19 protein-coding genes and 1 tRNA gene are annotated in these 20,588 nt (G+C 35.4%); 9 read left to right on the top strand and 11 right to left on the bottom strand.

Annotation, left to right across the window (positions count from 1 at the left end):
* The first annotated feature begins 142 nt into the window (after positions 1 to 142).
* Complete coding sequence (locus AA650_RS02285) at positions 143 to 775, top strand: Uma2 family endonuclease (protein WP_053537799.1); 633 nt, start codon at positions 143 to 145, stop codon at positions 773 to 775.
* 30 nt (positions 776 to 805) lie between these two features.
* Positions 806 to 1,252 (top strand): hypothetical protein, encoded by a 447-nt coding sequence (locus tag AA650_RS02280; protein WP_039201442.1) that lies wholly within the window; start codon positions 806 to 808, stop codon positions 1,250 to 1,252.
* Between the two features lie 99 nt (positions 1,253 to 1,351).
* Here the strand turns inward: AA650_RS02280 and AA650_RS02275 are convergent, their stop codons facing one another.
* The 6 genes from AA650_RS02275 to argF form a co-directional block, all read right to left on the bottom strand.
* Positions 1,352 to 2,149, bottom strand: a complete 798-nt coding sequence (locus AA650_RS02275) for a hypothetical protein (RefSeq protein ID WP_053537798.1) — start codon at positions 2,147 to 2,149, stop codon at positions 1,352 to 1,354.
* A gap of 316 nt (positions 2,150 to 2,465) precedes the next feature.
* Positions 2,466 to 2,759, bottom strand: coding sequence for a helix-turn-helix domain-containing protein (locus AA650_RS02270; protein ID WP_039201443.1), 294 nt, complete (start codon positions 2,757 to 2,759; stop codon positions 2,466 to 2,468).
* A gap of 3 nt (positions 2,760 to 2,762) precedes the next feature.
* Complete coding sequence (locus AA650_RS02265) at positions 2,763 to 3,107, bottom strand: type II toxin-antitoxin system RelE/ParE family toxin (protein ID WP_053537797.1); 345 nt, start codon at positions 3,105 to 3,107, stop codon at positions 2,763 to 2,765.
* 146 nt (positions 3,108 to 3,253) lie between these two features.
* The gene (locus tag AA650_RS02260) at positions 3,254 to 4,735 is read right to left on the bottom strand and encodes a DNA phosphorothioation system restriction enzyme (protein ID WP_053537796.1); all 1,482 of its coding nucleotides are present in this window, start codon (positions 4,733 to 4,735) and stop codon (positions 3,254 to 3,256) included.
* Between the two features lie 390 nt (positions 4,736 to 5,125).
* The gene (lexA, locus tag AA650_RS02255; RefSeq protein WP_039201448.1) at positions 5,126 to 5,731 is read right to left on the bottom strand and encodes a transcriptional repressor LexA; all 606 of its coding nucleotides are present in this window, start codon (positions 5,729 to 5,731) and stop codon (positions 5,126 to 5,128) included.
* A 176-nt stretch (positions 5,732 to 5,907) separates the two neighbouring features.
* Positions 5,908 to 6,828 carry an ornithine carbamoyltransferase gene (gene argF / locus AA650_RS02250; RefSeq protein WP_027403744.1) on the bottom strand — a complete coding sequence of 307 codons (921 nt, stop codon included), beginning with the start codon at positions 6,826 to 6,828 and terminating at the stop codon, positions 5,908 to 5,910.
* Between the two features lie 229 nt (positions 6,829 to 7,057).
* Between argF and AA650_RS02245 the strand changes: the two genes are divergently transcribed.
* From AA650_RS02245 to AA650_RS02215, 7 genes are all read left to right on the top strand, one after another.
* Positions 7,058 to 7,129 (top strand) — tRNA-Thr (locus AA650_RS02245).
* Positions 7,130 to 7,410: 281 nt separating this feature from the next.
* Positions 7,411 to 8,193 carry a TIGR04255 family protein gene (locus tag AA650_RS02240; RefSeq protein WP_053537795.1) on the top strand — a complete coding sequence of 261 codons (783 nt, stop codon included), beginning with the start codon at positions 7,411 to 7,413 and terminating at the stop codon, positions 8,191 to 8,193.
* Entirely contained in the window at positions 8,193 to 8,840 is a 648-nt protein-coding gene (locus tag AA650_RS02235) for a hypothetical protein (protein ID WP_053537794.1), read from the top strand. The genes AA650_RS02240 and AA650_RS02235 overlap by 1 nt, the downstream gene beginning before the upstream one ends.
* Entirely contained in the window at positions 8,830 to 9,276 is a 447-nt protein-coding gene (locus AA650_RS02230; protein ID WP_053537793.1) for a HEPN domain-containing protein, read from the top strand. Before AA650_RS02235 ends, AA650_RS02230 begins: the two co-directional genes overlap by 11 nt.
* A 238-nt stretch (positions 9,277 to 9,514) precedes the next feature.
* Positions 9,515 to 10,534: a transposase gene (locus AA650_RS02225; protein WP_053537527.1), complete on the top strand. Its 1,020-nt coding sequence runs from the start codon at positions 9,515 to 9,517 to the stop codon at positions 10,532 to 10,534.
* A complete protein-coding gene (locus AA650_RS02220) occupies positions 10,531 to 11,775 on the top strand; it encodes a restriction endonuclease subunit S (RefSeq protein WP_053537792.1) in 1,245 nt (414 codons plus the stop codon). The genes AA650_RS02225 and AA650_RS02220 overlap by 4 nt, the downstream gene beginning before the upstream one ends.
* 148 nt (positions 11,776 to 11,923) lie before the next feature.
* On the top strand, positions 11,924 to 13,741 hold the full coding sequence (locus AA650_RS02215) for a class I SAM-dependent DNA methyltransferase (RefSeq protein ID WP_081424113.1): 1,818 nt from the start codon (positions 11,924 to 11,926) through the stop codon (positions 13,739 to 13,741).
* Between the two features lie 124 nt (positions 13,742 to 13,865).
* Here AA650_RS02215 and chlP read toward each other — a convergent pair whose 3' ends face one another.
* The 5 genes from chlP to AA650_RS02190 all read right to left on the bottom strand — a co-directional run bounded on the left by chlP (position 13,866) and on the right by AA650_RS02190 (position 20,500).
* Positions 13,866 to 15,086, bottom strand: a complete 1,221-nt coding sequence (chlP, locus tag AA650_RS02210; protein ID WP_053537791.1) for a geranylgeranyl reductase — start codon at positions 15,084 to 15,086, stop codon at positions 13,866 to 13,868.
* A 567-nt stretch (positions 15,087 to 15,653) separates the two neighbouring features.
* Complete coding sequence (locus AA650_RS02205; protein WP_053537790.1) at positions 15,654 to 16,244, bottom strand: Uma2 family endonuclease; 591 nt, start codon at positions 16,242 to 16,244, stop codon at positions 15,654 to 15,656.
* A gap of 84 nt (positions 16,245 to 16,328) precedes the next feature.
* Positions 16,329 to 17,120, bottom strand: coding sequence for an SDR family NAD(P)-dependent oxidoreductase (locus AA650_RS02200; protein ID WP_053537789.1), 792 nt, complete (start codon positions 17,118 to 17,120; stop codon positions 16,329 to 16,331).
* Between the two features lie 195 nt (positions 17,121 to 17,315).
* Positions 17,316 to 18,830, bottom strand: a complete 1,515-nt coding sequence (locus tag AA650_RS02195) for a thioester reductase domain-containing protein (protein WP_053537788.1) — start codon at positions 18,828 to 18,830, stop codon at positions 17,316 to 17,318.
* A gap of 2 nt (positions 18,831 to 18,832) precedes the next feature.
* A complete protein-coding gene (locus tag AA650_RS02190; RefSeq protein WP_053537787.1) occupies positions 18,833 to 20,500 on the bottom strand; it encodes a PfaD family polyunsaturated fatty acid/polyketide biosynthesis protein in 1,668 nt (555 codons plus the stop codon).
* Positions 20,501 to 20,588: the final 88 nt, after the last annotated feature.

The raw sequence follows: 20,588 nt of genomic DNA, 5'->3' as shown, positions 1-20,588 counted from the left end.
GTACTAGCAGTTTTGAGTATAACTGGAATTTTTAAACCTGATTAATCAAGTGGTAGAAATTGACTTGACAGATTATTATATTAATAATATCAGTAAAATTCTCAGTATTTTATCTAGTATCGTGATGGAATAGGTATTGTATATGCTTCCGGAGTCAATTACTGCTGAACAAAGAACGGTTTTATATAACGTTAGCTGGGAAACCTTTGAAGCCTTGTTAAGAGATACAGGTGAGGATAGGGGTTCTCGGTTTGCTTATGACTGCGGTACTTTAGAAATTATGACTCCACTATTTGAACACGAAAATCCAAAAATTCAATTTGACAGATTGATATTTTCCTTAGCTGAAGAATTAGATATAGAACTTAGAAGCGCTGGTTCTACAACATTAAAACGTAAACTCTTTGCAAAGGGAATAGAACCAGATAGTTGCTATTATATCCAAAATGAAGCAGTTATGAGAGGTAAGGAAACTTTAAATTTAGAAATAGATCCTCCTCCATATTTAGCAGTTGAAATTGATATTACTAGCAGTTCTGTGAATAAGTTTAATATTTATGCGGCTTTAGGTGTGGCTGAACTTTGGAGATATGACGGTGAAGTTTTGAAGTTTTATCAATTGGTGGAAAATCAATATATTGAAATTAAGTTTAGTATGACTTTTCCTCTAGTTTCTGCTGGGGATATGAATAGATTTATCCAGCAAAGTAAAACTATGGGTGAAATTGCTTTGTTGAAATCTTTCCGCACTTGGGTAAAAGGGAAGATAGGGTAGTTTACTTACCGCAAAGTCAAGGAGGCAATAATGTTTGTATCAAAATTATATACAGACAACTGGACGGGAAACAGAAATGAAGAAAACTTCATTGAAAATCCAAATTTGCAACAAATTAAAACAGCTATTTGTGATTTAGATGGTAATACTAAAACTTTAGTCAGTTTAGAAGTAGACGACGAGAGTTATATGATGATTGGTGGTGGTAATGCTGGTAAATATATTGTTACTGCAACCTTAGATGATGAGGTTTTTTATTCTCTCTTATATCCGGTTAATTATGAAATAGCTAAATCAGATGTCTATGCTAAAAATAATAGTGTGAATTCTGATAATGAGCCAAAATTAATTGTTGGTGGACAAGCGGGGAATTATGCTGAGAAAGTTTGTGTTAATTTACCTCAATGTTTAATAGCTGCAATCACCTTTACTGAATCTGGTAAACTTGAATCTTTGTTTTTTTGGGAAGAAGATTAATTTTTAGTTATTGTATTATTATCCAATAAAGTAAAACTTTTTCTTCCCAAAAGATAACGATAAATCAACTATAGTAATCCTTCTTAGTGCTATGTAGTTTTATATTTCCCATTGTTTTTTAATGCTTTTAATGCTTTCTTTATAGAACTTTAATTTATTTTCGTGAGTTATGCGACCATCTATTATCTTTTTCCACTCAGCACCATTACTACCTGATGGATGAGGAAAATATTTATGTTTAATTCCTAAGTTTATTTGATTGACCGCATCTTTGGCTTCTTTACCCCAAGTAATTAATCCAACTGGATTAATTATATTCAATTCCCGCTTTAACAGTTGAATAAATCTTTGTCGATCTTTTATTCGCAGTCGTCTTCTCTCTATTTTTTGCTTTGTATGATCCCCAACCCATATCTTGTAAGCATCAGTTAAATATACCTTACAATTCAGTTCCTCAAGCAGATTATAAATTATTTCAAAATAAAATACTGTTTCAGGAGGATATTTTTCACGGGAATCTTTATGATGTAGCCCAAAAGGTGTACCAACTATTACATCTTGACAAAGGTCTTTACCGTAAGGATCTTGAGCAATAACAGCAATTGTTGGTTTATTAACAGAATCGTTTTTCAGTTCCATGAGACTAGGTAAGTCAACAGCAATCACAGGTGATTTTTGATAGTAGTCATTATGAAATTTTTCGTCCTGAGATTTGAAGAAATTCCTTTCTGTGAATTGTTTTGGCCAGCCGTCAATGTGAAAGTTATCATGAATTTTTTTGTATAGTTCTGCTAATTCGGCTGGAGAGGTTTCAAACACATTAGAAATTTCTTGACATAGTTGATTAAATTCTTGGGGTTGGAACTTGGAAAATAACAGATTTGATGGAGTTTGCATACAATACCCTGATGTAAAATAAGTGACTATATTTTACCTTTTCTAGTACACAAATTCAATAACTATTGATTATTGTTATATATCCCTACTCTGACAGAACAGGGATAACTCAAAAGATGTCAAGTGAACAACGTATCTCTATCAAAATTCATCCGGGACCTAACAGAAAAAAATTAATCAGCTTACTGCTTACGAATAAATTCCAAAAAGAAGATGTAGATTATGTCCTATACCCTGAAGATCAAGAATAAACATAAAATAATGTTTTGATCCAAAAAGCCGGAGGTTGTTTTTTTGCTTAACCTAACACTATTTTTTAAACAGTATCTACTAATTCAAAACGGATTTTCTTACCAACAACTCTAGCAGCTTTATCAATTGTCTCTAAAGTAATAGAAGAATTATCAGGATCTAAAAGTCTATCAACAGATGATCTACTTGTTTTCATTTTCTCAGCCATTGCTGTTTTAGTAAGATTTTTCTCAGCCATTGCTTCTTTAATCTGCCAAGCAATCACTCTTTTAATAGCTATTAAATTGATTTCATCTAACATTCCATCTTCTTCCAAAAAATCATCAAAAGAAGAACCAATATACGCATTCTGTATCATAGTTTATGCCTCCAATGTGTGTTTACGTTTCAAGGCTAATTCCAATTGCTTTTTTGGAGTTTTCTGACTTTTCTTAATGAAGCCATGCAGCAATATCATTTTACCTTCATAAAAACAAAATAATACACGAGCAATTTGATTTTGTGGTAAATTTGTTCTCACTTCAAATAATCCGTCACCCATTGGCCGACAGGTTGGCATTCCAATTGGCCAACCAAATTCAACTGTTTTGATATCAGCACCAATCAAAAATCTTTCCTCTTTAAGTAAACTTTTTAACCAATCACGGACTGGTTCAGTACCATTCTCGTTTCTATAAAATTCAGCCGGAACTCTTTTATCTGTCATACATCTAACCTAATTAAATGTATAAGTTAGAATTAGGTATTCTGTATACCTTTACTCAACAAATACATACATTAGATTTGATGCTACACCATATTGTACCTTTTTTGGTACATAAAGTCAATAACTATTGATAAATCCGCATAACATTAAATATCCAATAACCCATATCGTTTTTGCAAAGCCAATAACTTCATCCTCGCTTCTCCAGCATTATCAGCTAAATCTGCAAATTCCACAAACCGCCGTAATTCCTTCTTTAATAAATTTCGTTCCACTTCAATAGTTTCTCTATCCAAATCTGGCGGTAAAACAATCATATCAAAAATCGTTGCCCGTTCTTTGCCAGGGTGAGGACGTAAAACCCGTCCCCGACGTTGGATAAATTGGCGGGGATTTCCTGAACTTGATAAAATGACTGCGGTTTGAATTGCGGGAATATCTACACCTTCATCTAAACACCGAATTGCGACTAAACCCTGTAATTCTCCACTTTCAAATTGCTGGCGTAAAGTTTCTCTTTCCTCTAAAGAAGTATTTGCTGTGTAGGTACTGACTTTATAACCTAATTCTCCTCCCAAAAGTTGAGAAACGGCTTTGAGTTGACGCAGAGAATAACGTTGTCCGATTTCTTGAGAACCATCACTACAATAAAAGAGTGTATGGGTGGTTTCTCGACGAGTTGACATTAATTCTTTTAATGCTATTAATTTATTTTCTGCTGTGCCAATTAACCGCGCTCTTTGCATTAATAATGATTTGATATCTTCGTTGTCTTCAAAATCTCCTGCTTCCCCCATATCTCGATCTCGATAAAGAAGAGAACGCCCAATTTTTTTGGTTAATTTTAAATAAGCGATACTCTCAGTTTCCGTCAATTCTACCAACACCGGATTATAGATATAATGAACTAATGCACCTTGAGAAATTGCATCCTGTAAACTAAATTCAGGTTGAAGAATATTCCCAAAATAATCTAATAAAGATTCTGTACCATCATCATCAAAATATCTTTCTGGTGTGGCTGATAAACCTAGACGTAAACCAACTTTTCGGGGTAAACTTTCTTCTAGTTTTGGTGCGCCTAAATTATGGGCTTCATCGCCAATAATCAATGTTTTTGGCGGAAAATATTTAAGTTGTGTTTGAAAACCATCACCAATTAAAGTCGAGTTAGTGGTAATTACCGTCACGAAATCTTGAGAACCAGAAGACAAATTATAGATTTGTGTAGAAAGTTGACTTTGCCAACTGCGTAAATTATCAAATGCTAAAATCGGCTGTAAGTTAAATTTCTCACATTCTCTGCCCCATTGGGTGACAAGATGACGATAGGGACACACCACTAACAAGACTTGTAAACCAATTTGCTGGTACAATTCGCAAGCGATCGCTAATGCAGTAATAGTCTTACCACTACCAGTAGCCATTTTTAATGTCCCCCTACCATGATTAGCAAACCAGCTAGTCACAGCTTGGCGTTGATATCCCCGCAATTGCAGAGATAAAGGCATTTTTGGACATCCCGGTAATGATTTATTAATTTGATAACTGCCTTTTTTCTCACCCGCATAAGGTAACTTGAGCTTAAAAGTAGGCAATTTCGGTACTGCATTTTGCGTTAGGTACATAAATTGGTAATTATTAGTAGGAGTAAAGTAAAACCTTAGTTCCGCAAGGAACTTAAGTTCCTTGCTAATAGCTCAAGTCATCTAAAGATGACTAAATAATTTGAAGAATCTATGGCTTACGTTACGCTTTGCTATCAGTCTACTTTAGTACACTTTGGCTATTAGCCCGGAAATTCATTTCTGGGCGGGTGTGGCAGCTTACAGATGAGCCATTTGCAGCTTAAGTTGACACTCATGAGCATTGCATTTTACCCCTACAAACTGACAAGAGACTTCCAAGAAATAAATTATCCCAAGAAACGAACCACAGAGGCACAGAGTACACAGAGAGAGAATTTTTGCATCAGTTTTGGGACATTTTTTTATTTGGAAGTCTCCAAATGACATCCTTTAGTTATAATTACGCCAAATACCCACCAAAGAACCTTGTACCTCTACTTGCATTGCTGATACTTCTATCGGGTGATAATTACGATTTGCAGGTTTAAGGGTGACAAGATCATCATGGCGATAAAATCGTTTTAAAGTTGTTCCATGTCCTTCCACCCTTGCCGCGACGATAGTTCCATTTTTTAATTGATTTGGTTCGGCTACAGGGCGCAAAAATACGACATCACCATCTGCTATTAAATCCTCAATCATACTATCCCCCGCGACCCGTAAAGCATAGCTTTGAGGAGGTAATGATAAATTAGCCAAATCTAAATGTTCCACCGCATCAGTGAACGGTTCAATTAAACCACCAGCGGCAATAGTTCCTAAAATTGGTACACCTTGTTTAACAGGATGAACTATCCGCAAAGTTCTTGCCCTGCCTTCATTCCAGCCAATGTAGCCCTTATTGCGTAAATGTTCTAACCGACTTTGAATGGGTGCGGGAGATTTCAAATTCATCCCTTCCATCATTTGGCGAATTGATGGAGAATGTTGATTCAACCTGATATATTCTACCAACCATTCGTATAGTTCTTTTTGGGGTTCTGTGAGACGTTCCATAATTTTTTTGGGAAGTAAATAATAAATGTCCCTAGAACATTGGTACTACAAAATTCTTCCCTTAACAAGCTTTTATTAAAAATTTATGGTAATTAGTAACTAATAGGGAATAGGGAACAGATAATAATTTCACTAATTACCCATTACCCATTACCCATTACCCATTACCAATACTGTTATTTTGCCCCAAGAATACTTGCAAGTAAAGCTTTTTGAGCGTGGAGGCGATTTTCTGCCTGATCCCAAACCCGTGATTGTGAACCTTCAATTACCTCTTCAGTAATTTCTTCACCGCGATGGGCTGGTAAGCAGTGTAAAACAATTGCTTCTGGATCTGCAAGACTTAATAATTGTTGTGAAATTTGATAAGGTTGAAAAACAGGGAAGCGATTATTGGCTTGTGTTTCTTGCCCCATGCTTGCCCAAACGTCAGTATAAAGTACGGATGCACCTTTTGCTGCTGCTTCAGGATCGTGAGTCAAGATAACTTCAGTTTTTTTATTAGCTATTTCCCTAGTTTTTTCTACAATTTCTGCATCTGGGGCATATCCTGACGGAAAAGCGATTCTGACATTCATTCCCACCAAAGCACAACCCAACATCAGGGAATTAGCGACATTATTCCCATCACCGACATAGGTTAATGTTAAACCCGCCAAACTGCCAAATTTTTCTTGAATGGTGAGTAAATCTGCCAATATCTGACAGGGGTGTTCTAAATCCGTGAGGGCATTAATTACAGGAATTTTCGCATATTTGGCAAAAGTTTCCAACTCCTGTTGAGCAAAGGTACGAATTGCTAAAACATCCAAATAACGATCTAACACCCTAGCAGTATCCTGGATAGGTTCTCCTCGACTCACCTGAGTGACATTAGGATGCAGATCAATTACCTGTCCGCCCAGTTGGTACATTGCGACTGTAAAACTGACTCTAGTGCGTGTTGAAGCTTTGGAAAATAACAAACCTAGAACCTTGTTACAATGCAACTTCAGTTTTTCTGACTTGAGTTGAGTAGCCAATTCCAGAAGTTCTTGCAGTTCCTCAGAACTCAGATCCGCTAGACTTAATAAATCTCTGCCTATCAATGCTGCCATGCTTGATTATCTCTAAAGAACAAATGTTCCTGCGCTTTGGTATAGCCGTGTCACCAGGAATACTCCAATTGCACTGTACCAAATATTTTTGCATCAATCTACAGCACGTCCGCTAGTTTTACTGATTCTTGGCAACTGGAAAAATATTTTGTTTACCCTCTAGACAAATGATATGCCTATGCTATAATATGAAATCGGTGAGGCAATTAAAAACGTTCTTACCCAAACCGCCAGCATAGCACAGTGGTAGTGCATCCGACTTGTAATCGGAAGGTCGTAGGTTCAAATCCAACTGCTGGCCTTTATTCTTAAACACATATTCTCTTTTGTTAGTGTGGTTTGCGATCGCTTCCCTAGATAAAGGTAAAGCTGTAATTCCTGTCTGACTAGATGTTATTTATCAACATTTATCTCTGGAGCTAGGAAAAAACTAAGACTCTTATATATAAAGCAGATACACTTTACTTTAAACTGTTCAGGATGCGATCGCCTACTGTACTGACAATATATGGTTAATAAAATATGCAAGATAATTAGCCTTGTAAGTTAAGATAAAAGAGTGTAAGAAACCATAGTTTAAAAATGACCCTAGAAAACTTAACAAACAAACCTCTTGTCGAGGCAATATTTGAGATTAGATGGTATGTAGAACAACCACAATTAATAGGTGGTGATCCTAATACTCAACTAATACTTGGCAGATTATTTGACAGAATAAATGAGAATTATCCCGTATATGAACAATTGCCCTTTGCTTCTATTCCTGAGCAAATGGCAGAAGGTATTATTAAACATAGATTCAAGAGTAATCAAGGTTGGCCTCTAGTACAATTAGGTAATGGAATTTTAACAGTTAATGATACAGAAAATTATATTTGGCAAGATTTCAAAAAACGAATCATTGAAGTTGTAGATAATTTGTATATAGTGCATCCAAGTAAAGATAAATTTCGTCCACGTCATCTCATATTAAAATATATTGATGCTATAGATTTAAACTTAAAAGAAAATGAATTTTATGAATTTTTAAAAAATAGAATGAAAATAGAATTAAATTTGAATCCTTTACTTTTCGAGAAGACATTAGTAAAAAATAATCCCATACAATTAGATTTACAATTTGCCTTTAACTCTGAAAATCCTAAAGGAATTGTAAATTTCAGAATTGTTAAAGGGCAAAAGTTGGATAATCAGACAAATTTACCCAGTGATGCTTTAATATGGGAAATTACTATTCAATCAATTGCACCTGATTTACCGGAAATTCCTGCCAACTTAGATAAATGGCTGGAAAATGCTCACTCAGTTTGTCATAATTGGTTTTTCACATTAGTTGATGGTGATTTATTAAGGAGTTTTGAATAATGACTAACAATGGTAATTTTCACATTGATAATAGGAGAAATAAATTAAAGGCATTAGAGAGAAATGTTCACAGCCATTTCTCACTTGGTCTATCTACAAACAATAAACTAAAACTTAATCCATCTCCAATATACTGGGATATAGAAAATGAAACAGTAGAGTTAGCTGCTTGTTTGTTATATAGAGACAAAAATCAGAATGAACACCGTACAAATCCTTCCATAGAAAGCATACAAACTAACTTATTAGCAGGTTCTTATTTTTCAACAGACATATCTAATCACGTAATTAATAATAGTTCTGTTCCTTTATTAAATAATTTTTTCAGTGAAATTAAAAATCTATACACTTTGATTCATCCAGGAGAAATATTGAAATATTTGCATGAAAAAACAAATTTAATTCATTTATTAATAGAAGCTCATGAACAAATCAAAAATATTTTTAATAATGAAAAAAGTGTACTGAGGGTTGCCTATGATCCAGAAATTATTGGTTGGCAAAAATTAATTATTGATATTCACACTAACCTTGATGTAGATGAAGCATTTGATAAATTAAAAATGCTGGATAACAGTTGGTGGTTAGATGTCTCTTTTAAGTTCGGTAATGATTTAGAAATTAATATTAGTTTTGATGAAATTTAATTGGGCTGAATATCTTGAACTAGCCAAAGAACTAGCTGATATAAATTCTACCATTTCTAGTGATTCAGAAACAGATTCTAAACCCACAATATCTGAAGCAAAACTACGTTCATCTATAAGTAGAGCCTATTATGCTGCCTTTTGTATAGCTAGAAATTATTTACGAGATGTTTTACATGAGCCAAGATTGTCAAAAGCCAGAACTGGTGATATCAATGAACACCAATTTGTGGCAGATGAATTTAGATGTAATAAATCAAAAAATAAAAAAATGATAGAAATAGGAAATGATTTAGGTCGGCTTAGGCAATCTAGAAATAAAGCAGATTATGATGACACTATATATACTTTAGAGAAAGAGGTGAAATTTTCGTTGAAAATAGCTCAAAATATTATTGAAAAAATCACAGAATTAATTCAAGATGCAAGTAAGTAAATTACTATTTTTAGTATTGACTTTTATTCAGTACCCATATCATTCAATAAATATTTTTAAATTTCAGAATATCAAAAATAGCTGTAGAACAAACAATCAAACCACATTGCCGAATTTTGCACCATTTGAGAAATTCAAAAAGTGGGCATACAGAAGTGTTGAATGTTAGGAAAAGATTAAAAAAAAGTACCATAATTTGATACAATCTAAAAAAATCTAGATAAAGAATTATCAAATTATGCGCTTAAAGAATTTCCCAGAAGTGGTCAAAACAATATTGAAACCATTGCCCAAAAAAGATTATCCAGTTCTGGACACATTTTCATTTGTATCAGTGTGGTTACAGTATGTCATGGATAAAAGTATAGTGAGTATGAGAGATTTATTTCAAAGACTAAATAATCAAGGGATAGATTTAAAAATATCAAATTTTTCCAAGGCAAGTAAAAAGAGAGATACTCAAGTATTTTTGGAGATAATAACTGAATTAAACAATCAACTGAGAAAGAAAAAAGGAAAGGAAGAAACCCAAGCATTATTTCCTATAGATTCAACAATTATTACATTAACAAGTAAATTATTATGGAGTCAAGGATATCATCAAGTAAAACTATTTTGTGGGTTAGATAGTTTGACATCAGAAGTTGGTGGAATGGTGATTCATTTTGGGCAAGGACATGACCATAAATATGGACAAGAAACAGTAGAAGCAATTCCGTCAAAAGGAGTAGGGATAATGGATAGAGGATTTGCATCCTCCGAAAGAATATCTGAATTAAAACAACAAAAAAATAAAGCTTTTGTCTTAAGAATTAAAAATAATGTCACTTTAGAAATGCTAGAAAATGGTAATTGTAAAGTTGGCAAAGATGAAAGAGAAGTGGAAATTAGAGTAGTAGCATTTTGTGATATAGAAACTAAGAGTGAATTTCGTTTAGCAACAAACTTATTAAATGAAGGAGAAGAGCAAGTTAGTAATCAAGAGATTATGGAAATTTACATACAAAGATGGCAAATTGAATTGTTATGGAAATTCTTAAAAATGCACCTCAAGTTAGACAGACTTATGACAAAGAATGAGAATGGAATTAGAATTCAGATAATGTGCTGTTTAATCGCTTATTTGATATTGCAACTAATAGAAATACCGCAAGAATTTGGCAAAACTTTATTAGATAAACTCCGTTATCTTCAGTCCTATATGTGTCAGGAAATAAGTTATGTTCATTGGTTTAGAAAACTTATTTGGATAAGATGAAAAATAGCACTTATAGGCTAAGTTTATTTCAATATGTAAAGTTTTATTACGCTATTCAACATTTCTGGGTAAAGTTGGGGGATGTTTGTGAATCAAATACAGGTACTTATAATCCTGAAATTAATCCAGATAATACATTCAAATATGTAGATATTAGCGGGGTTGACAATATTTCAAAATGTATAATTGAAGTAAAAATACTGCTTGGTAAAGATGCTCCTAGCCGTGCTAGAAAAATTATTCATACTGGTGATGTTATTATCTCCACAACTCGACCTAATTTAAACACTGTGGGCTTAGTTCCACCAGAATTAGATAAACAAATATGTAGTACAGGATTCTGTGTTCTTCGTGCTAAAGATGAACTTGATCAAAACTATTTATTTAGATTTGTTCAAACTGGATATTTTGTTAATAATCTTTCGAGTCTTGTAAAAGGGGCGATGTATCCAGCCGTTACAGATAGTCAAGTTAGAGAACAATTAATCCCTCTTCCTCCACTGGATGAACAAAAGCGAATTGCTGGAATTTTAAATGAAAAAATGGAAGCAGTGGAGAAAGCTAGAGAAAGTGCGATCGCACAATTAGAAGCAGCAAAGGAATTAACCTCAGCTTATCTCCGTGATCTTTTCAATAGTCCAGAAGCGCAGAAATGGGAAATTAAGCGATTAGAAGAAGTTTGTAATGATATATCAGACGGAACTCACTTTACTCCTAATTATTTAGATAAAGGAATACCATTTTTATCAGTTAAGGATATCAGAGAACATGGTATTTATTTTGATAAATGTCGCTTTATTAGCAAGGAACAACATCAGGAATTATGTAAAAGATGTAAACCAGAAAAAGGAGATGTGTTATATACAAAAGTTGGGACAACTGGAATTGCTAAAGCTATTGATACTGATCGAGATTTTAGTATTTTCGTCAGTGTTGCTTTATTAAAACTTAGTTGTGATATTATTCCTGAGTATATGGAAAAGATTTTAAATGCACCTATATGTCGAGAACAAGCTGAAAATCTAACACAAGGTGCAGCTAATCGAAATCTTGTGATTAGAGATATAAAAAGTATTAAAATTCCTCTTCCCCCACTGGATGAACAAAAACACATAGCTACAACCTTAACTGAAAAATTAACAGAAGTAGAACAATTATGTAAAACCATAAAAGAACAACTCGAAACCATCAACAAACTACCAGCCGCATTTCTGCGTCAAGCATTCAACGGTGAACTATAAAAATATAAAAACCTTGTAAAAACGTCTCTTTCTTCTCTTCGTGTTCTTCGCTTCTTCGTGGTTCATTTAAAAAAGATTTATTGAAACAGAGAAGATCATTATATAATAACCCTTGCGTGAGAAATAAACCCAAATATTAATTAAATCTATGACAACAACCCGCAAAAAAACTAACAATCAAAAATATTCCAGCCAACAAAGTTTAGACAGCTATATATATAGTATTTGTGACATAATTCGCCGATCAAATTGTGCCGGTGCGCTGCAATATATCCCCGAATTAACTTGGATTTTATTTTTACGTATTCTTGATGAACAAGAACAAAAAGAAGCAGAAAATGCCGAAGCATTAGATATAAACTTTACCCCATCCTTAGAAAGTCCTTACCGTTGGCGTGACTGGGCTGCAACTTATGATGAATCTCTCTTTAAGCTAGATGAAAAACAACGTCCACAAGGTTGGAAACGCAAACAAATCACAGATCATACCCTGGAAGTTGAAGAACTAGATAATTTTAGAAAAAGTGGAATTAATTTATCTGAACCCTTCAAAGTGTGGGTAGATTTAGTATTAATTCCCCATCTTAAACAACTCAAAGATCATGAAAAAGCTACCCCCAGACAAAAAGTAATTAGCCAAGTTCTGTCCGGGGTAGAAAGAGTCAGAATAGACACTCAAAAAAACCTGCTTGATGTTTTAGATAAAGTCCATGAAATCAGCAATGCAACAGTAAATATTAACTTCATTTTTCCCCTTTCTCAAGTTTTTGAAGGGTTACTATTGAGAATGGGTGAAAAAGGTAACGACGGCGGACAATTCTTTACACCTCGTCCCATTATTTCGGTGATGGTAAAAGTTATTAATCCGAAAATAGGCGAAACAGTTTATGATCCGGGACTGGGAACAGGTGGATTTTTAGCCCAGTCTTATGAACATATCAGAAGTCAAAATGGTGGACAAATTACCTCAAAAGATTTAGAAATTCTCAAACGCAAGACATTTTATGGACGGGAAAAAGATAATTTAATTTACCCCATTGCGATCGCTAATTTAGTATTACATGGAATTGATGAACCCCATATCTGGCACGGAAACACCTTAACAGAAAGCGAAACCTATGGAGGTTTATTTACAAATGCACCAGATTTACATGATGTTATTTTAATGAATCCGCCCTTCGGTGGTAAAGAAAGTAAAGAAGCGCAAATAGGTTTTGATTATCAAACCAGTGCTACCCAAGCCTTATTTTTACAACACGCTTTTAAAAGCCTCAAATCTAACGGACGCTGCGGTATAGTATTAGATGAAGGGATTTTATTTAGAACTAATGAAACTGCATTTGTTTCCACAAAACGCAATCTTTTAGAAAATTGTAATCTTTGGTGTATCATCAGTTTACCAGCCGGAACATTTGTGGCTGCTGGTGGAGGTGTGAAAGCTAATATTTTATTTTTCACTAAGGGAGAAACCACCGAAAAAATTTGGTATTATGATCTTTCTGATATTAAAGTTGGGAAACGCACACCTTTAACAGAATCCCATTTTGATGAATTTTTCCGCTTACTTCCCACCCAAGGAGACAGCGAAAGAAGTTGGACAATAGATATAACTGAACGTAAAGCTGTCGCTGAAGAAAAATCTGCACCTTTCAAACAAAAAGCCGCAGTTATTGAGGAAGAAATTAGAGAACTTAAAGACAGACTAACAGCATTAAAAAAAGCTAAACAGCAGGATAGTGAAATATATACAGAACTAGAAAAAACTGTTAAAGAACAGGAAAAGGAAGCAAGAGAGTTAAAATCTCAAGCTGAAGCCATTGATAATGCTGTATATGATTTAAAAGCTGTGAATCCTCATGTAAAAACTGAGGAAGATAACCGCACACCGGCAGAACTGCTAGAGTTTATTGAAATCAAAGGAAAGGAAATAAATACAATTTTATCGAGTTTAAGGAACAAGGGATAAAAATTATTTCTATCTTTGTCATGTGCGGACACTTTTGACAAAACCTGTAATGAGTAGAACACAGGCGAAAGCACCCCAAAAAAAGAAGCCCAGAAACGAATTTCCGGCTTCTGATTTCCTATATTTAGGGTGCAAGGGCGTTACCACGAATTAAACTACCAATGGTTTTGGCAGTAATTTTTAACTGGGTGAAGGGGTTAGCGGGAACTACAGTTTTATAGAGATAACTATCAAAAGTTAGCTTTTGTACATCCATGTCATCACACATTTCTACAAATGCTTCCCGGGTAGCATCGGAACGGTAGAAGACGTTTTGAAGAATGTCTAACACTTTGTAGGTGAGTCCGTATTTCTTATCCCAACGCTTGATGTACACTTTGAGGTCTCGTTCTGTGGGAATCCGCGCCCCACCGTTAGCGGCTTCCACAATGGCTTCAGCGCACATTCTGCCAGATTTAGCAGCGAAGTAGATACCTTCCCCAGAGGACTTGGTAACATAACCAGCAGCATCTCCTACCAAGGCTATGCGACCGACAACGCGACGGGGGCGGGGATGTTCAGGGATGGGGTGTGCTTCTATTTTGATGATTTCACCGCCGGCGAGTTTTTCTGAAGCACGGGCGCGAATACCAGTTTGAAATTGTTTGATTCTGGCTTTGTTGATGTGCATTGTGCCAGTACCGACGGCTACGTGATCGTGTTTGGGGAATACCCAAGCGTAGAAGTCGGTGGAAACATCATCGCCAACGTACATTTCGGCGAGGTCGTTGTAATAGTCCATTTTGTCTTGGGGAAGACGAATGCGTTCTTGGAAGGCGATCGCATAATTGTAATCTCCAGCACCCATATCCTTGGCAACGCGGGAATTTGCCCCGTCAGCACCCACGATTAAATCCACCTTCAGGGTTTTGGTAACGCCTTGCGCCCCGTCTCCTGTATGGTCAACGTAGTGAATGGTATAGGGGTCGGTATTGTTCCCAGGAATATCAACTTTATGAACAGTGGCGTTAATTAAATTTGCCCCTAATTTTGCCGCCCGGTCCCGCAAGAAACCATCCAGCACTTCTCGGCGGCACATTCCTATATATTCTTCTTCATTTATCAGATTGATATCAACTTCACGATTAGAAGGAGAAATCATTTTCATCTTCCGTACCCGACGGTCAATAATTGCCGGAGGTAAGTCAAACTCACTCACCATGCACAGGGGAATAGCTCCCCCACAAGGTTTGGCGTTATCTAACTTGCGCTCAAACAAATAGGTTTCAATCCCAGCTTTAGCTAGGGTTTCGGCAGCGCATGAACCCGCAGGTCCCGAACCCACAACAGCAACCCGTAGTGTCAAAGGTTTTCTCCTAATTATGAATATTTTCCCAAAGTATCCTATCACGGACTTTTGGCTGAATTTCCTTTGTAGCTCCAGGTTTTGATATAAATACAATATTCCTTAATATTTCGACATAAAAATCGGCTATTATATATCTTATGGACGTGGCTGAATTGAGGTATGAAAATCAAACATTCTATTTCTCAAACTCTTACTCTCCGGGACTCTGCGCCTCTGCGTGAGAGAAAATCATACCTTCATTCACCAAAGCCCAAAATTCGGCGTTGCTAATTAAGGGTATGAATTTTAGTCTCACGTCAAGGCGCAAAGACGTAAAGGTAAAAGTTTTAAAGGTTCAATTTGGAGACTTCCAAATAAAAAAATGTCCCAAAACTGATGCAGAAATTCTCTCTCTGTGTACTCTGTGCCTCTGTGGTTCGTTTCTTAGGATAATTTATTTCTTGGAAGTCTCTTGGGAATTTCATACCTCAATTCAGCAATACCATATGCAAAATTCTATATTTAATAGTTTTTCCCGGCAAATCAGTGTAACAGCAAATACAGGATATCAAAGATACATTATGATTATTCTTGATTTTCATTGCTTTGGGTAAAATTTACCTGTTCATATATTTCACTTAAAGCAATCTGAAAATCTATAGTTTGTAATGTTAAAATGTCTGATTCCGATTCTAACTCTGTGAATATCCATTTACCATCATTTGTTTTCACATATTGCATGACATGATATTGATATTGATTGATTAAAATATATTCTTTAAATTCAGGTATAGAACGATAATACATGAATTTATCACTTTGGTCATAATTACTAGTTGATTTAGATGAAACTTCAGCAATTAATAAAGGATTCATCACAGTGGTAGTATTTTCAGTAGCATAAATAGGTTCTCCTTGAATTATCATCACATCAGGGTATGTATGTTGACGATAACGCGGTATCCACAAGCGGACATCACCAATATAAACGTCATAGTTTTTCTTTCTTAATCCGTATTTTAAGGAAGCTGCGAAATTAAGAGCTATTTTATTATGATTTGTTGTTCCTCCAGTCATAGCTATAATTTCTCCATCTCGATATTCGCTTTTATACTCTGCTTGTTCTTCGAGTTCTAAGTATTCTTCTGGTGTGTAGTATCGTGTTTGTGTTTGCATAATATCAACACAGAGTTAATAATTGTGATATTAATAAGATTCTATCATGATCTAATTTTGTGACGGTTCAGCAGTTCTAAACCCCTACTTGTCTTCTTGCATACTTCTGACAATTTTTGTGACAATTTTTCTAGGAATAAACCGGACACATTTTGACATCAGTTTATTCATAAACCCAGGAATAACAATTGTCTTTCCTCTCATTAACGCATCATAGCCCATCTGAGCCACAGTTTCCGCATCCATCATATTTTTCCCCTTCAGCATTTTAGAATCTGCCATGCCGGTTCTTTCATGAAAAGCAGATGCAGTTGAACCTGGACAAAGAACTGTGACAGTGACACCTGTACCTTCTAATTCATTAGCGATCGCTTCTGAGAATGATAAAATATAAGCCTTAGTGGCAAAATACACCGCCATTAACGGACCTGGTTGAAATGCAGCCGCAGAAGCAACATTTAATATCTTGCCATGACCTTGTTTAACCATTTCTTTGAGAAACAACTTAGTTAAATGGGTCAGACAAACTAAATTTACCTGCAACATTTCCAATTCAGTCTTGAGATTAGTTTCATTAAATAACCCATAAGTACCAAATCCGGCATTATTTACCAGAATATCAACTTTAATACCAGATTCTTGTAATTCTGTGAAAATTTCTTCAGGAGATGTAGATATAGATAAATCTTTAATAATAGGTTTAACAGAAATTCCAAATTCTTCTGCAAAATCAACAGCTATTTTGGTGATTTTTTCTTCTAGTCTATCTACCAATACTAGATTATAATGATTATGAGCAAAAATACGAGCTAACTGATAACCAATACCATTAGCTGCACCCGTTATCAGAACTGTTCCCTGACGTTTTATGTTCATTTTAAGAAAGATGAGTTAGCTGGAGTTAGCATTGATAAATTGTGCCAACACCCTTACATTATAACAAATAAAAATTAAGCTGCATATAATAAGATTTCCAGAATAATTGACCGCAGATAAACGCAAATGAACGCGGATAAATACGGATAAATTCTGGGATTTCATAATTATATGCAGCTTAACCAAAAATTGATATTAAGCAAGACTTAAGAAACCAGTTTGTACTAGGTAAGATGTGTAAGTCATCAACAATTGAGAATCAATGGGAGGACAAACAATGGAACTGCCTTTGAGTGCTTCTAGAGTTGCTTCACAACTGATAATTGGTCTTCTTGCTTGTAAATACAAATCAGGAATGGTGATTTGTTCATCAGACCAACGTTCTAGTAAAAATGGTCGCAAAGTATATAATGGATTGTCTTGAGAAGTGACATTATTAATTAACTCTGCTTGCCATTCTTCATAGGGAATCATCTTCAGTGAAAATCCAAAAGAACGCACCCAATCAACTAAAGATTTTAAAGAAGCAGGTTGAGGATGTTGTAAATGGAAAGCTTTACCTACAGATGTTTCTTGTCGAGAAAGATAAACAACAGATTTGCTCACATAATCAACAGGAGACATATCCAACATATAATCTACATCAGGGAAAGAACCCATTTGCAGACAACCTTTAATCATCAAATTGATGAAATCATGGGTATTACAAATCCCGGTTTGGCTATCTCCAGAAATTAAAGGAGGTCTATGAATAGTAATAGGTAATCCTCGACTACCAGCAATTTTTACTAATTTTTCTGCCACCCATTTAGTTTGGGAATAACCGAGGAAAATACCTTCCCAATCATGAAAATCATCATCTTCTTTAACTAACTTACCAGCATAAGCACTGGATTCAAAAACAGCCACACTAGAAACATAATGCAATGGCTTAACTTTAGTTTGACAAGCCAAACGCAAAACTTCCTGTGTACCCAAAACATTAGCTGTTTTTAATGCTGAGTAAGGATAAACATAATTCAGTAAAGCTGCACTATGATAAATAGTATCAATATTAGCAGCTAGATTTTGAAATTGTTCTCCATTAATTCCTAAATGTGGCTGTGCTAAATCCCCAATAATGGGAATAATTCTGCCACTATAATGATCTTGCCAAATGCCATATTGTTGCAAATTATTTTCTAATTTGCTTTTACCTTCTTCCAAATTACTAGCACGGACTAAGCAATAAAGAGTTGCGTCCGATACTTCTAGTAATTCCTTGATAATGAAAGCACCTAAATAACCTGTTCCCCCGGTTAAAAAGATGTTTTTAGGGTTAGTAACAGAAACAGCAGTGCCTATGGGTTGAATAGTGGGGTCTAGAACAGCTTCCGCAGCCAAATCTAGAAGAGGAGGAGCAAAACTAACAGGGGAATTTGTTCCAGAACCTGCATCTTGTAGCTGAGAACCATTACTAGATTCTTCTGACAATCGTTGGGAAAGTGCCGCAATATTAGGATAATGCCAAAGTAAAATAGGAGAAGGTTTAAAACCTAGTAATTCCTCTAATTTACTAATGATCATCATGGCTTGAGCAGAATCCAAACCATAATTTTCTAAGTTTTCATCAACATCAATTTCTGCGGTTTCAACTCCGACAACTTCCGCGAGATGGGAAACTAGAAATGATTGAATACTTTCAGAAGTACAAGACTGTTTTAAACTCATTTTTACTTCTCCAATGTAGAAGGAATTGGTTGATATTGACTGTAATAAGTAGGCATTTGTAAACCCTGCATTTTTAAACTGTGACTACGATATAAAAATGCTGTCCCCCTCATAATTTGGTCAGCAACATCAACAACATGACGCTGATTATATTCTGACAAATATGAACCACGCACCCAGTCATTGAAACCACCCATAGCTGGACCACACCATATTTGATAATCAACTTCCCGACCTTTTTCACCAGTGCTAGACCACCGAGAAGATAATCCTAAATACCAACGAAAGATGACAGCCATTTTCAATTTAGGATTATTAACAGCTTTACCCAATTTTTCAGGATTTTTTTGGGATAAATAAGCCGCTGCACCTTCCCAAACTTCCGCAAGACTTTTACGGAAAATTTGTTTTTCTAGCTTCTCTTTTTCTGCTGAGGGAATCTGTTCAATAGAGTCGTAAGTGCGATACAATTCATATAGTTTTTGCGCTCGCATGGGAAACATTGTCCCCCGTTTGAGAACTTGTAATTTGACTCCCATTTCAAACATATCGGCTGCGGGAGCCATTGTCATATCTGCCATTTCTGCTTGTGCTAACAACTTTTTAGTATGTTCACAAGCGCCAGATTCCACACAAGATTGATTAATTGAACCAGTCATTATATAAGCAGCACCCATCATAAAACCAGCTAATGCTGCTTCTGGTGTACCAATGCCTCCAGCCACGCCAATTCTAATAGGAACTGAGTAATTATATTGCCCTTGAATTTCATCTCTGAGGGCAACAATTGATGGTAATAAACATACTAAAGGACGATTATCTGTATGCCCACCAGAATCAGCCTCAACGGTAATATCATCAGCCATTGGCACTTGTCTAGCCAAATTAGCTTGCAATTCGGTAATTAGTCCTTGCTGAAGTAACTCTTTGAGAATTCGTTCCGGTGCTGGTTGTAAAAATTTAGTGGCAACTTCTCGACGAGAAACTTTAGCTATTACCTTATTTCGGATATCAATTTGATTAGCTGCATTTAATCTTAACCCAGCAACTCGATAATAAACGATATTAGGAGTTAAGTCTAAAAATGCTGATGCTTCTACAGTTCTGACACCATATTTTAGATATAAATCTACAGCGCGGCGTTCAATAGCTGGTTCGTTAGGACTGTGAATTAAATTGAAAGCATAAGGACCACTAGGTAACGCTTCTTGAATAGTATTAATCGCAGTTTCTAAGCGTTCTGGAAGTAAACCACCTGCACCAAAAGAACTTAAAATTTTCTCTTTTCCGAGTGCAATTACCATTTCTTCAGAAGCAATACCCCCAGCCATTGCTCCTGTCATATAGGCATATTTTACACCATAAGCGGCGAGAAAACTAGGGTCGCCAAGTTGTTGTAAACGTAGGGGAGGGAGTGATATTAAAAGTTCTGCTTGTCCAGATAAAGCATTATCAGCAGATGATAAATAACCATCATTAGTAGCACCGATTTTCCCAGCTATTTTAATAATATAACAAGGTTTATCTGATGTTAATAGTTTATCTTTGATAGCACTTTTTTCAAAGCTAACACAATCTAATGAACCCTTCCAAATTTGGTTCTGGTGATTACAGGTGAAAAAACCCAGTCCATTATCATGTTTACTTAGTACCGTCTCGATTGTTGTCACGGTAATTATTCCTCAATTTATAAGCAAAGGATGTGAAATGAAGAATCTAGCTCACGCAGAGGCGCAGAGGTACAGAGAAAGAGCATTA

It is taken from the genome of Anabaena sp. WA102 (assembly GCF_001277295.1).
In the GTDB taxonomy this organism is placed as follows: domain Bacteria; phylum Cyanobacteriota; class Cyanobacteriia; order Cyanobacteriales; family Nostocaceae; genus Dolichospermum; species Dolichospermum heterosporum.
The sequence above is the reverse complement of the archived record's forward strand: the minus strand, read 5'-3'. Positions and strand labels throughout refer to the sequence as shown.